Raw genomic sequence first — 12,895 nt, forward strand, 5'->3', positions numbered from 1 at the left:
CCCTCGCAGCGGAACGCTGGATCATTCCGGCGCTTCCACCTCGTAGCCCTTGGCCTGCAGGGCCTCGAGATAACCGCCCGGCTTGACGAGTTGCCACACCGGCACAGTGGCGAAGGTGACCCGGTTCTTCTGCAGCGCTCCTTCCGCGACGTCCATCCAGCGCGCCTGCATGCGTGCCTCGACATCGGAAATGCCGCGCTTGCGCGCGGTCTCGGTGTTGAACCAGGCCGACGCACAGGCCTGCTGCCAGTCCTGTCGCGCTCCGGATCGCAGCGCCGGCCAGTCCCCGACCGCCCAGGCATTGGCGCGCGCCGCCACCTGCGGCAGATCGCCTTCGATGACATCGAGTGTCTTGATGAAGCAGGCGAGATCCTGGGGCTTGAGGGTTTCCTTGCGGAAATCCGCCAGCGCCGCCCGCGGATCCTCCAGCTTGAGATCCAGCACCGTGGGCGTGCGCTTCATCTTGCGCTGCTTCAGCACGGCCGTGATGACGGGATCGATGACGCCGCCCTCGCGCAGGCCGGAGTCCGACAAGGCCTCGGCGTAAAGCTGGAACGCCGCAATCATCGGACGCTTTTTCTCGATGCCGCCGTCGCGGCCCATGTAGCGTTGCTTGAGCACGCTCCAGCGGGCGTACACGTCCGGTGGCAGCACGTCCTGGAGCTTTTCCCCGTCGGGGTTCTTGGCGGCCTTCATCGCGGAAGGCAGCAGCGTGAGTCCGCGGAAGAAGCCGATATCGGCACCGACGCTGACGCCGGGCGAGGCCAGCACCTCGTCCGCGAGCTGCAGGACCTGGTCGACCTCGTCGGAACGCCAGGTGATGTTCTTCGGCAATGGCGACTGCGTGCCCAGGACATAAAGCAGGTGATCGCCCCGGCGCACCTTCCACAAGCCCGGACCGGGCTGCACGCCGGCGACCACCACGGCGTCCATTTCGATCACGCCGTCCTTGTCGGCGGCCTGCGCCACATCCGGAGGCAAGCCGGCCTCCTGTGCGTGGACCGTGTTCGCGATCAGCAAAGACAGGCAGAGCACCCCATAAAGCGGCATACGCATCTAGGCGACTCCATGTGAAAGATGCAGGAGTGTGCCTTCGGATGCTGCGTGCCGTGCAGACCCGGCGCGCCGCGCCGGGGGCATCCGTTCAGGCGACCTTGCCGCCCGCATCGAACAGGTGGCGGGCCACTTCGCTGCCAGCCTGCATCAGTTCGAACCCTTTCCACGAGAAGCCCGGCGATACCGAGCAGTCGACCAGGGTGTAGTCACCGAGCGAACGGGCGCTCTGCCAGATGCCTGCGGGGACGACCTGGCTGGACTGGCCGCCGCGTGCGGACGTGTCCAATTGGACGCGGCTCAAGGTCCGCTGCTCGGGATCGAACAGGGACAGCTCCATCGCCGCGCCCTCGCTCCAGTCCCAGACCTCGGTAGCATCAACGCGGTGCCAGCGGCTGGTCACGCCCGCCGGCAGTAGGAACTTGATGGCGGTGAGCGTGGGCCGCTCGATGCCGTTGACTTCGGTGCGCTTGGCCGACTCGTAGATGCGGCGGAAGTAGCCGCCCTCGGGGTGCGGCATCAGCTGCAGCGTCTGGATCAGTTCGTCGGCGCGCGTGGGCATGCCGCGATCCTAACCAGCGTTCTCGCATTTGTCGCGTAGAAGAAACAAAAAAGCCCGCAACGCGGGCTTTCGTGCGACAGATGCCGCGAAATGGTCGGGGTAGCCGGATTTGAACCGACGACCACTTGTCCCCCAGACAAGTGCGCTACCAGGCTGCGCTATACCCCGGATGGGTCCGCCCTGAGGCGGCGGTCGATTATACCGGCATTGCCGCGCCCATTCCTAGGCGCGTGCGCCGCGCTCAGCGGCGCAGCAGCTGCAGGATTTCTTCCAGCTCCATGCGCACCTGACGCACGATCTGGTGGCTCAGCGCGGCTTCCTGCTTCGCGCCTTCGCCTTCGAGGCGCAGGCGGGCGCCGCCGATGGTGTAACCCTGTTCGTACAACAGGCTGCGGATCTGGCGCACCATCAGTACGTCGTGGCGCTGGTAATAGCGGCGGTTGCCACGGCGCTTGGCCGGTTCCAGGCTGGGAAACTCGGTCTCCCAGTAACGCAGCACGTGCGGCTTCACGTCGCAGAGTTCGCTGACCTCACCGATGGTGAAGTAGCGCTTGGCCGGGATCGGCGGAAGCTCGCGGTTACTGCCCGGATCCAGCATACGTTTCCACCCGCTCCTTGAGTTTCTGGCCCGGCCGGAACGTCACGACGGTCCGGGCCGAGATCGGGATTTCCTCGCCGGTCTTCGGGTTGCGGCCGGGGCGCTGGTTCTTGCGGCGCAGGTCGAAGTTGCCGAAACCGGACAGCTTGACCTGGCGGCCCTGCTCCAGGGCCTCGCGCAGCACGTCGAAGTAGGCGTCGACGAATTCCTTCGCCTCGCGCTTGTTCAGACCGACCTCGTCAAAGAGACGCTCGGCCATCTCCGCCTTCGTCAACGCCATGGATTACTGCTTCCCCGTTGCGGCCGTCGCCGGCCTTGCCACTGCCTTCACACCGTTCATCCGCGGATCCGGGCGCCATGCGCCTCGCCGATCGCGGCCACCACCGCGGCCACTACCTGCTCCACGTCGCGGTCGGTCAGAGTGCGTGAGTTGTCCTGCAAAATCAAGCCCATAGCGAGACTCTTTTGACCCGATTCGACCCCCTGCCCGACGTACCGGTCGAACAGCAGGATGTCCCGCAGCAGCGGGCCCGCGGCGGTACGCACGGTCGCCGCGATGGCCGCCCACGGCACCTCATCGGCGACGACGAACGCGAGGTCCCGGCGGACGGACGGATAGCGCGACAGTTCGCTGGCACGCGGAAGGGCGCGGGCGCTGAGCGGCAGCAAATCCACCTCGAACGCCACCACCTCGGTGTCGAGGTCGAGGGCGCGCTGCAGCCGCGGATGCAGCTGGCCGATCCAGCCGACCTGCTCGCCGTCGCGATAGACGTCGGCCGAGCGGCCCGGATGCCCGTAGGGCGCGCGGGAAGGCCGATATTCCAGGACGGCGCCGGACAAGGCGGCGACGCTTTCCAGATCGCCCTTCAAATCATGGAAATCCACCCTGCGAGCCGGCTGGCCCCACTGCTCGGCATGGGCGTCGCCGACGGCCGCAGCCGCAAGGCGGACGGTCTCGCGTGGTGCGTCGCCCGAGACGGCGGCGAACACATTGCCGAGTTCGAACAGGCGAGCGCGACCCGCCTGCCGGGCGGCATTGCGCTGCAAGGCGGCCACGACGCCGGGCAGCAGCGCGGTCCGCATGACGGCGAGTTCCGCGCTGAGCGGGTTCGCCAGCGGGACCGCGCCGTTCGCCATCTGCCAATGCGCCAGCCACTGCGCATCGACGAAGGCGAAGTTCACGGTTTCCAGATAGTCGCGTGCGGCCAGTTGGCGACGCACGACGCCCGCCTCCACGCGCGTCTCGCTGGGCGAGGCGATGCGGGTCGCGCCGCCGGGCAGCGTGGTGGGCACGCGATCGTAGCCATGGATGCGCGCGAGTTCTTCGATCAGGTCTTCTTCGATGGCGATGTCGAAGCGGCGCGTCGGCGCCACCACGCTCCAGCCCTCGGCGACCGCCTCCGCCTGCAGACCCAGCGCGCGCAGGATGCGTTCGACCTCGGCGTCGGCGATCTCCACGCCCAGCACGCGGGCGATGCGTGCGCGGCGCAGGCGGATCGCGGCGGGAGCCGGGAGATGCTCGGCGTGTTCGACCACGGTCGTCGGGCCCGGCGTACCGCCCGCGACATCGAGGATCAGGCGGGTCGCGTATTCGACGGCCAGGCGCGGCAGTTCGGGATCGACGCCGCGCTCGAAACGATGGCCGGCATCAGTGTGCAGGCCCAGCTTGCGGCTGCGGCCGATGATGGCCGATGGAATCCAGTGCGCGGCTTCCAGGAAGACGTTCGTCGTCACCTCGGTCACACGCGTATCCAGGCCGCCCATGATGCCGCCCAGTGCGACGGCGCGTGAGGCGCGGCCCTCGTGGCTGTCGGACACCACGAGGAAGTCGTCGTCCAGCTCGACGGTACGGCCGTCCAGCAGCTTGGCCTGTTCGCCCGCACGCGCGGGACGCACGACGACCGGAGCGGTCAGCGTATCGCGGTCGAAGGCGTGCATCGGCTGGCCAAGTTCGAGCATCACGTATTGGGTGACGTCCACCAGGAAGCTGATCGGACGCACGCCGCTACGGCGCAGGCGTTCGGCCATCCACACCGGTGTGGCCACCCGTGCGTTCACACCTTCGATCACGCGCCCGGCGAAGCGCGGGACCTTGGCCTCGGCCTCGAGCGCGACCTCCATCGTCACCGCGCGCTGCGCCGGGACGGGCGCGGCGTCCAGTGCCTTCACTTCGCTGCCAAGCGAGGCCGCGACGTCGTAAGCGATGCCACGCACGCTGAAGCAATCGGCGCGGTTCGGCGTCAGCTTGATCTCGATGCTGGCATCGGGCAGGCCCAGGTAATCAGCGATCGGCGTACCGACGGGCGCGTCGGCCGGCAACTCGAGCAGACCGGACGCATCGGCGTCGATGCCGAGCTCCTTCGCCGAGCAGAGCATGCCGTTGGACTCCACGCCGCGCAGCTTGGCTGCCTTGATGGCGATGCCGCCCACATTCGCGCCGACCATGGCCAGCGGCGCCAGCAGGCCCGGGCGCGCGTTCGGCGCACCGCAGACGATCTGCAGCAGGCTGCCCTGACCCGCGTCCACCTGGCAGACCTGCAGGCGATCGGCTTCAGGATGCTTGGCGCATTCCACGATGCGCGCGACCACCACGTTCGCCAGGCCGTCGCCCAACGCGGTGACGTCTTCGACCTCCAGACCGATCGCGGTCAGCGTGGCCGCCAGTTCATCGCGGGTGGCCTGGGTGGGGACGTGGCTGCGCAACCAGTTTTCAGAGAACTTCATCGTTCGTGATCCGTAGGGCGGGCCATGGCCCGCCGTCGTCGTGTGTCAGGTGTCGTGATGCCGGAACCGCGGCGAGTTCTTAGGCGAACTGGCGCAGGAACCGCACGTCGTTCTCGAAGAACGCGCGCAGGTCGTTGACGCCGTAGCGCAGCATCGCGAAGCGCTCCACGCCGAGGCCGAACGCGAAGCCGGTGTAGCGTTCCGGATCGATGCCGCAGTTGCGCAGCACGTTCGGATGCACCATGCCGCAACCCAGCACTTCCAGCCAGCGCGTGCTGCCGTCCGGCTGCTGCCAGGCGATGTCGACTTCCGCACCGGGTTCGACGAAGGGGAAGTAGCTCGGGCGGAAGCGCATCTCGAAATCGCGTTCGAAGAAGGCGCGCACGAATTCGGCCAGCGTGCCCTTGAGGTCGGCGAACGTGGAATGCTCGTCCACCAGCAGGCCTTCGACCTGGTGGAACATCGGCGAGTGCGTCTGGTCGCTGTCGCTGCGGTACACCTTGCCCGCCGCGATCATGCGCAGCGGCGGCTGATGAGCGTCCATGTAGCGAACCTGCACACCCGAGGTATGCGTGCGCAGCAGGCGGCCGTCGCCGAAATAGAACGTGTCGTGCATGGCGCGCGCCGGATGGTGCGGCGGGAAGTTCAGCGCCTCGAAGTTGTGCCGGTCGTCCTCGATTTCGGGGCCATCGGCGAGTTCGTAACCGAGGCGGCCGAAGATGTCGGCGATGCGCTCCAGCGTGCGGCTGATCGGGTGCAGGCCGCCGCGCGTGCCGTTACGGCCCGGCAGCGTGACGTCGACAGTTTCGCCGGCGAGGCGGGCATCCAGCGCGGCGTCTTCGAGCACGTCCTTGCGCGCCGACAACGCATCGCCGATGGCGTCGCGCGCGCGATTGATCGCCTCGCCTGCCGCCTTGCGCTGGTCTGCAGGCAATGCGCCCAGTTGCTTCAGCTGCGTGGTGACGCTGCCGTTCTTGCCGAGCAGGGCGACACGCAGCTGTTCCAGCGCGTCCGGCGACTGCGCCGCCGCGATGTCGGAAAGGGCTTGCGTGGACAGGGATTCGATATCGCTCATTTCTTGATCGGGCCTCGTGTCGTCATCCCGGCGAAAGCCGGGATCCATTCTGCCGTTGCATCTGCTTCGCGTTCGGCGGCTTTGCACGCGAAGATCAAGATGGATTCCGGCTTTCGCCGGAATGACGGCAACCCACAAAAAACAATGGGGAAGGACTCGCGCCCTTCCCCACGTGTTCCCGGCGATGAACTGCCGGAGTGCTTTACGGTGGAGACGCGGCTTACGCCGCGAGTGCGCCCTTCGCCTTTTCAGCCAGGGCCGCAAAACCGGCCGCGTCGTGCACGGCGATGTCTGCCAGCACCTTGCGGTCCAGGGTGATGCCAGCCTTCAGCAGGCCGTTCATGAAGCGGCTGTAGCTCAGGCCGTTGATGCGGGCTGCCGCATTGATGCGGGTGATCCACAGCGAACGGAAGTTGCGCTTCTTCTGCTTGCGGCCGATGTAGGCGTACTGCTGCGCCTTGATGACCGCCTGCTTGGCGACGCGGAACACCTTGCGACGGGCGTTGTAGTAGCCCTTGGCCAGGTTGAGGACCTTCTTGTGACGGCGACGCGCCATCACGCCACGCTTAACTCGTGCCATGTCTCAGTCCTCAGAGGTAGGGAAGCATGCGATTCAAACGGCCGCTGTCCTCGGCGCGAACGATGTTCGTCGCACGCAGGCCACGCTTACGCTTGGTCGCTTTCTTGGTGAGGATGTGGCTACGGTTGGCGTGGCCAGCCTTGAACTTGCCGGAGGCGGTCTTGCGGAAACGCTTCGCCGCCGCCCGGTGGGTCTTGATCTTGGGCATTGCTATGTCCTTGACGGGTTTATGTCACTGATCCGGGCGGCGCCCTTTCAATGCTTTGCGGCTTTGCCGCGAAGATCGAAAGGCCACTCTTTCCATCCATGCCCATATCGGCTTGTAAGTCGTTGATTCCGAAGAGGAACCTCCGACGGGTCCATCGGCTGCGAGCAGCCTCCCGGCGTACCGGGCCGCGTATTATGCCCGCTGCCGTTTTTTCTTGCAAATCCGGCCACTTAGGCTGCGGAGGTGGCTATCGGAAGCAGCAAGGGCGCCCCTCGGCGCCCCTCCTGCGGATCCCGCGCCCGAAGGCGGCCGGGATCAGATCACTTCTTCTTCGGCGCGATCATCATGACCATCTGCCGGCCTTCCAGGCGCGGACGCGACTCGATGACGATCTCATCGCCCAGCTCGGCCTCGATACGCGCGGCCATTTCGCGACCCAGCTCCTGGTGGCTCATTTCGCGGCCACGGAAGCGGATGTTGACCTTGACCTTATCGCCTTCTTCCAGGAAGCGGCGGATGTTGCGCATCTTGATCTGGTAGTCGCCCTCGTCGGTGACGGGGCGGAACTTCAGTTCCTTGATCTCGACCTGCTTCTGCTTCTTCTTGGCCTCGTTGGCCTTCTTCTGCATTTCGAACTTGAACTTGCCGAAGTCCATGATCTTGCAGACGGGCGGCTCCGCGTTGGGCTGGATCTCGACGAGATCCAAACCTTCATCCTCCGCCTTGGCCAGGGCCTCGTCGCGCGTGAGCACGCCGATCATCTCGCCATCGGAACCGATCACGCGCACCCGCGGCACGCGGATCTCGTGGTTCTTGCGGTTTTGCTTGTTGTCAGGGGTGCTGATGTTGCAGTCTCCAGGGAGGGGTGCACCGGCCCGCACGGGCCGGAACCAAATTACGCAGCGTGCTCGTTCCGCAAACGTTCGGCGAAGGCGGCGACGGACATCGTGCCCAGATCCTCGCCCGAACGGGTACGCACGGCGATGGCGCCATTTTCCTTCTCGCGGTCTCCGACCACCAGCAGGTACGGCACCCGCTGCAGCGTGTGCTCGCGAATCTTATAGCCGATCTTCTCGTTCCGCAAATCGGCCGCCACCCGGAAGCCTTGATTTGCAAGGGTTTTCCGGACCTCGGCCACGTAATCGGCCTGGGCGTCGGTGATGTTCATCACCACGGCCTGCTGGGGAGCCAGCCAGGACGGGAATGCACCAGCGTGGTGCTCGATCAGGATGCCGATGAAGCGCTCCATCGAGCCCACGATGGCCCGGTGCAGCATGACCGGGTGCTGGCGCTGGCTGTCTTCGTCCACGTACTCGGCGCCCAGGCGGCCCGGCATCATGAAGTCGACCTGCATCGTGCCCAGCTGCCAGGTGCGGCCGATGGCGTCCTTCAGGTGGTACTCGATCTTCGGGCCATAAAAGGCGCCTTCGCCCGGCAACTCCTGCCACTCCACCCCGCAGCTGCGCAGGGCGGCGCGCAGGGCGGCCTCGGCCTTGTCCCAGGTGGCGTCATCGCCCAGGCGCGACTCGGGGCGCAGCGCGATCTTGATCTGGATGTCCTCGAAACCGAAGTCCGCATAGACCTTCAGCGCCTGCTGGTGGAACGCCGTGACTTCGGCCTCGATCTGGTCCTCGGTGCAGAAGATGTGGCCGTCGTCCTGGGTGAAGCCGCGCACGCGCAGAATGCCGTGCAGCGCGCCCGACGGCTCGTTGCGATGACAGGCGCCGAACTCGCCGTAACGGATCGGCAGGTCGCGGTAGCTGTGCAGACCCTGGTTGAACACCTGCACATGGCCCGGGCAGTTCATCGGCTTGACCGCGTAGGTGCGGTTTTCCGACTCGCTGAAGAACATGTTTTCCTTGTAGTTGTCCCAGTGGCCCGACTTCTTCCACAGGGCGACATCGAGGATCTGCGGGCAGCGCACTTCCTGGTAGCCGCTGTCGCGGTAGACCTTGCGCATGTACTGCTCGACCACCTGCCAGATGGCCCAGCCCTTCGGGTGCCAGAACACCAGGCCCGGCGCCTCTTCCTGCAGATGGAACAGCTCCTGCTGCTTGCCGATCTTGCGGTGGTCGCGCTTCTCGGCTTCCTCGATGCGCTGGATGTAGGCCTCCAACTGCTTCTTGTCGGCCCATGCCGTGCCGTAGATGCGCTGCAGCTGCTCGTTCTTGGCGTCGCCGCGCCAATAGGCGCCGGAAATGCGGGTCAGCTTGAACGCCTTCAGGAAGCGCGTGTTCGGCACGTGCGGGCCGCGGCACATGTCCACGTATTCCTGATGGTAGTACAGGCCCATGGCTGTCACTTCAGGGCCCATGTCCTCGATCAGGCGCAGCTTGTAATCCTCGCCACGCGCCTTGAAGACGTCGATCACCTCGGCGCGCGGCGTCATCTTCTTGATGACGTCGTAGTCCTGCGCGATCAGTTCCTGCATGCGCTGCTCGACCGCCGCCAGGTCTTCCGGCGTGAACGGGCGCTCGCTGTAGATGTCGTAGTAGAAGCCTTCGGCGATGACCGGGCCGATGACCATCTTGACGTCGGGGTAGAGCTGCTTGACCGCGTGGCCGACCAGGTGCGCGCAGGAGTGGCGGATGATTTCCACGCCCTCCTCGTCCTTCGGCGTGATGATGCGCAGCGCGGCGTCATGGTCGATGACATCGCTGGCATCGACCAGCACGCCATCGACGGCACCGGCCACGGTGGCCTTGGCCAGGCCGGCACCGATGGACTGCGCCACCTGCATGACGGAAACAGGGTTCTCGAACTCGCGGCGGCTGCCGTCGGGGAGCGTGATGGTGATCATTTGGGGGCCGGGATTCGGGATTAGGGATGGGGATTCGTAACGGCGGATCGCGGACTCGTATCGGCTCGCTTTTGCGAATCCCCAATTCCGAATCCCGTAGCCGCACAGCGGCCAATAAAAAAGCGCCACGAGGGCGCCTACGGGATGCAGTGCCTCGGGCAGTACCAGGGTCAGGCGGTGGTAGTGCTCATGTCGCACGCTCGGCCGGCGTTTCCGCGGGCCACCTCGTGAATACGGATGGCGCATCGGGCTGGCCCCAGAACTCCGGAATCCACGCTGCGGAAGCGTGGTGGGCGGTACAGGGTTCGAACCTGTGACCCCTACCATGTCAAGGTAGTGCTCTACCGCTGAGCTAACCGCCCGGTCTGCCCTTTGCAGGGGCGCGAATTCTATCCCGGAAGCAGGGTTTCCCACAACCGGGGGATGCAGTCGCCCGTCAGCCGCCCAGGCTGGCCTCCTTCAGGCGCTGGATCTGGTCGCGCAGGCGTGCGGCGTCCTCGAACTCCAGGTCGCGGGCATGCTGGTACATCTGCTGTTCCAGCACCTTGATCCGGGCGACGGCCTTCGCCGGATCCATCACGCCGTAGTCCGCCGGCTCCTCGGCCACGCGGCGCGCCTTGCCCCGACCCGCCTTCCCCTCGTTGGCGGCCTCGCTGTGCGCGCCCTCCAGGATGTCCACGATCGGACGCGCCACCGACTTCGGGGTGATGCCGTGCTCGAGGTTGTACTCCACCTGCTTCTCGCGACGGCGGCTGGTCTCGTCGATCGCGGCCTGCATGGACCGGGTGATCCGGTCGGCATACAGGATCGCCTTGCCCCGCAGGTTGCGCGCCGCGCGCCCGATGGTCTGGATCAACGAGCCGGTGGAGCGCAGGAAGCCCTCCTTGTCCGCGTCCAGGATCGCGACCAGCGAAACCTCGGGCATGTCCAGGCCTTCGCGCAGCAGGTTGATACCCACCAGCACGTCGAACTTGCCCAGGCGCAGGTCGCGGATGATCTCCACGCGCTCGACGGTATCCACATCCGAATGCAGGTAGCGGACCTTGACGCCGTGTTCGCCCAGATACTCGGTGAGGTTCTCGGCCATCCGCTTGGTCAGCGTGGTGACCAGCACGCGGTCGCCCCACGATACCCGCAGGTTGATCTCGGACAGCAGGTCATCCACCTGGGTGCCGACCGGACGGATCTCTACTTCCGGGTCGATCAGGCCTGTCGGGCGCACCACCAGCTCGACGATCTCGTCGCCGGATTCGCGCAGTTCGTATGGACCCGGCGTGGCCGACACGTAGATGCTGCGCGGAGAGCGGGCTTCCCATTCCTCGAACCGCAACGGCCGGTTGTCCAGCGCCGACGGTAGCCGGAAGCCGAATTCCACCAGCGTTTCCTTGCGCGAGCGGTCGCCCTTGTACATGGCGCCGATCTGCGGAATCGTCACGTGCGACTCGTCGATCACCAGCAAGGCGTCAGCGGGCAGGTAGTCGAACAGGGTCGGCGGCGGCTCACCCGGTGCCTTGCCGGTCAGGTGCCGCGAATAGTTTTCGATGCCCGAGCAGAAGCCCACTTCGGCCATCATTTCCACGTCGAACTGCGTGCGCTGCGCCAGGCGCTGCGCTTCGACCAGCTTGTTCTGCGCGTACAGCTGCTCCAGCCGATCCTTGAGTTCGATCTTGATGGTGTCGATGGCGGACAGCACCCGCTCGCGCGTGGTGGCGTAGTGCGTCTTCGGATAGACCGTGTACCGCTGCAGCTTGCGCAATGATTCGCCGGTGAGCGGATCGAACAGGCTGAGACCCTCGACCTCGCCATCGAAGAGCTCGATGCGCAGTGCTTCTGCATCGCTTTCCGCAGGATGCACGTCGACGATCTCGCCGCGCACGCGGAAAGTGCCGCGCTGTAGTTCGTACTCGTTGCGGGTGTATTGCAGTTGGGTCAGGTGGCGGATCAGCTCGCGTTGGTCGATGCGCTCGCCCAGCGACAGGATCAGGCGCAGCGACAGGTAGTCTTCCGGCGCGCCCAGGCCGTAGATCGCGGATACCGTGGCCACCACCAGCGCGTCCGGGCGCGACAGCAACGTCTTGGTCGCCGCCAGCCGCATCTGCTCAATGTGCTCGTTGATCGAGCTGTCCTTCTCGATGAAGGTGTCGCTCGCCGGCACGTAGGCCTCCGGCTGGTAATAGTCGTAGTAGCTGACGAAGTATTCGACCGCGTTGTGCGGAAAGAACGCCTTGAACTCGCCGTACAGCTGCGCCGCCAGCGTTTTGTTGGGCGCCATCACCAGGGTCGGCTTCTGGATCCGCTGCACCACGTTGGCGATGGTGTAGGTCTTGCCCGAACCCGTCACGCCCAGCAGCGTCTGCTTGGCCACGCCCGCCTCGAAGTTGTCCGCCAGCTTCTCGATGGCTTGGGGCTGGTCGCCGGCCGGCGAATAGGGCGAAACAAGCTGGAAACGATCGGTCATTTCAGGTCGCCAGGGAGCCGACCGATGAGTATAGCGGCGCTATCGTGATCGTTTCCCGGTGATTTCCTACACGCGGACAGGAGCTGACCTGATGGTGCACCCATGCCCGGCGGGCCGACGCTGGCTGTTCCGAACAATCAAGGAGATACGCCATGGCAAGGATGCCGGCGCGAACGGTTGCGTCCGCTTCACCTCTGCGTCTTGCACCTTCTCGGGGCGTCACCCTCATCGAGGTGACCATTGCAATGGGCGTCCTCGCGGTCCTGACAGCGCTCGCCGTACCCTCCTTCCAGGCATTGTCGAAGCGGAGTCGGGTCGATGCCGCCCTGCACCTGCTGACCTCCCACTTCGCCTCCGCGAGGATCGCCGCGATCACGCATAACGTGCCTGTCGTTGTCTGCCCCAGTCGAGGAGATGGAATGTGCCGCCAGGACAGCGACTGGAGCGATCATTGGCTGACGTTCCGGGATCCGGATGGCAACCGGCAGCCCGATGAATCCATCGATATCTATCGGAACGATCCGGCACCCAGAAACCCCTCTCTCCGAATCCGTTCCACGGCCGGGCGTCGGGAGTTGCGATACTTGCCTACGGGCTACAGTTCCGGCAGCAATCTCACGCTGCGCGTTTGCTACGACGGTGTCGTCAGCGGCTTGGTCGTGGTCAACAATGCCGGCCGCGCCCGTACCGCACGCCCCGATGACTCCGAGCCGTGCGCGAACGCCGCTGGCAGCCTTTGAATTCAATGCCTTGTGCGTGAACCCCAGATCGTGCGCCGGGCTCGCACCCGCTCGACCGCGGATGACTTGCCCAGACCGTGAACCCGCCGCTACAATA

At 65.7% G+C, this 12,895-nt stretch carries 12 protein-coding genes and 2 tRNA genes; 1 reads left to right on the forward strand and 13 read right to left on the reverse strand.

Features of this window, described 5'->3' with window-relative positions; all coding sequences use genetic code 11:
- Positions 1-21: 21 nt before the first annotated feature.
- From AC23D6_RS14330 to uvrB, 13 genes are all read right to left on the reverse strand, one after another.
- Positions 22-1,050 (reverse strand): TraB/GumN family protein, encoded by a 1,029-nt coding sequence (locus AC23D6_RS14330; protein WP_487752647.1) that lies wholly within the window; start codon positions 1,048-1,050, stop codon positions 22-24.
- Positions 1,051-1,144: 94 nt separating this feature from the next.
- Positions 1,145-1,615 carry a cupin domain-containing protein gene (locus AC23D6_RS14335; RefSeq protein WP_487749904.1) on the reverse strand — a complete coding sequence of 157 codons (471 nt, stop codon included), beginning with the start codon at positions 1,613-1,615 and terminating at the stop codon, positions 1,145-1,147.
- A 91-nt stretch (positions 1,616-1,706) separates the two neighbouring features.
- Positions 1,707-1,783, reverse strand: a tRNA-Pro gene (locus tag AC23D6_RS14340).
- Between the two features lie 73 nt (positions 1,784-1,856).
- Entirely contained in the window at positions 1,857-2,213 is a 357-nt protein-coding gene (locus AC23D6_RS14345; protein ID WP_056878218.1) for a MerR family transcriptional regulator, read from the reverse strand.
- The gene (locus AC23D6_RS14350; protein ID WP_055936063.1) at positions 2,194-2,493 is read right to left on the reverse strand and encodes an integration host factor subunit alpha; all 300 of its coding nucleotides are present in this window, start codon (positions 2,491-2,493) and stop codon (positions 2,194-2,196) included. Before AC23D6_RS14350 ends, AC23D6_RS14345 begins: the two co-directional genes overlap by 20 nt.
- Positions 2,494-2,549: 56 nt before the next feature.
- Positions 2,550-4,937: a phenylalanine--tRNA ligase subunit beta gene (pheT, locus tag AC23D6_RS14355; protein WP_487749905.1), complete on the reverse strand. Its 2,388-nt coding sequence runs from the start codon at positions 4,935-4,937 to the stop codon at positions 2,550-2,552.
- A gap of 79 nt (positions 4,938-5,016) precedes the next feature.
- On the reverse strand, positions 5,017-6,012 hold the full coding sequence (pheS, locus tag AC23D6_RS14360) for a phenylalanine--tRNA ligase subunit alpha (protein ID WP_487749906.1): 996 nt from the start codon (positions 6,010-6,012) through the stop codon (positions 5,017-5,019).
- Positions 6,013-6,232: 220 nt separating this feature from the next.
- Positions 6,233-6,592, reverse strand: a complete 360-nt coding sequence (rplT, locus tag AC23D6_RS14365) for a 50S ribosomal protein L20 (RefSeq protein ID WP_093300456.1) — start codon at positions 6,590-6,592, stop codon at positions 6,233-6,235.
- A 10-nt stretch (positions 6,593-6,602) separates the two neighbouring features.
- Positions 6,603-6,800 carry a 50S ribosomal protein L35 gene (rpmI, locus tag AC23D6_RS14370; protein WP_162110557.1) on the reverse strand — a complete coding sequence of 66 codons (198 nt, stop codon included), beginning with the start codon at positions 6,798-6,800 and terminating at the stop codon, positions 6,603-6,605.
- Positions 6,801-7,120: 320 nt separating this feature from the next.
- Entirely contained in the window at positions 7,121-7,645 is a 525-nt protein-coding gene (gene infC, locus AC23D6_RS14375; RefSeq protein ID WP_192311890.1) for a translation initiation factor IF-3, read from the reverse strand.
- Between the two features lie 50 nt (positions 7,646-7,695).
- A complete protein-coding gene (gene thrS, locus AC23D6_RS14380; RefSeq protein WP_487749907.1) occupies positions 7,696-9,600 on the reverse strand; it encodes a threonine--tRNA ligase in 1,905 nt (634 codons plus the stop codon).
- 287 nt (positions 9,601-9,887) lie between these two features.
- A tRNA-Val gene (locus AC23D6_RS14385) sits at positions 9,888-9,962 on the reverse strand.
- Between the two features lie 74 nt (positions 9,963-10,036).
- The gene (gene uvrB / locus AC23D6_RS14390) at positions 10,037-12,058 is read right to left on the reverse strand and encodes an excinuclease ABC subunit UvrB (protein ID WP_487749908.1); all 2,022 of its coding nucleotides are present in this window, start codon (positions 12,056-12,058) and stop codon (positions 10,037-10,039) included.
- A gap of 152 nt (positions 12,059-12,210) precedes the next feature.
- Here uvrB and AC23D6_RS14395 point away from each other — a divergent pair, with 152 nt between their 5' ends.
- Positions 12,211-12,798, forward strand: coding sequence for a GspH/FimT family pseudopilin (locus AC23D6_RS14395; protein WP_487749909.1), 588 nt, complete (start codon positions 12,211-12,213; stop codon positions 12,796-12,798).
- Positions 12,799-12,895 lie beyond the last annotated feature (97 nt).

Source organism: Pseudoxanthomonas sp. G3, from assembly GCF_057654715.1.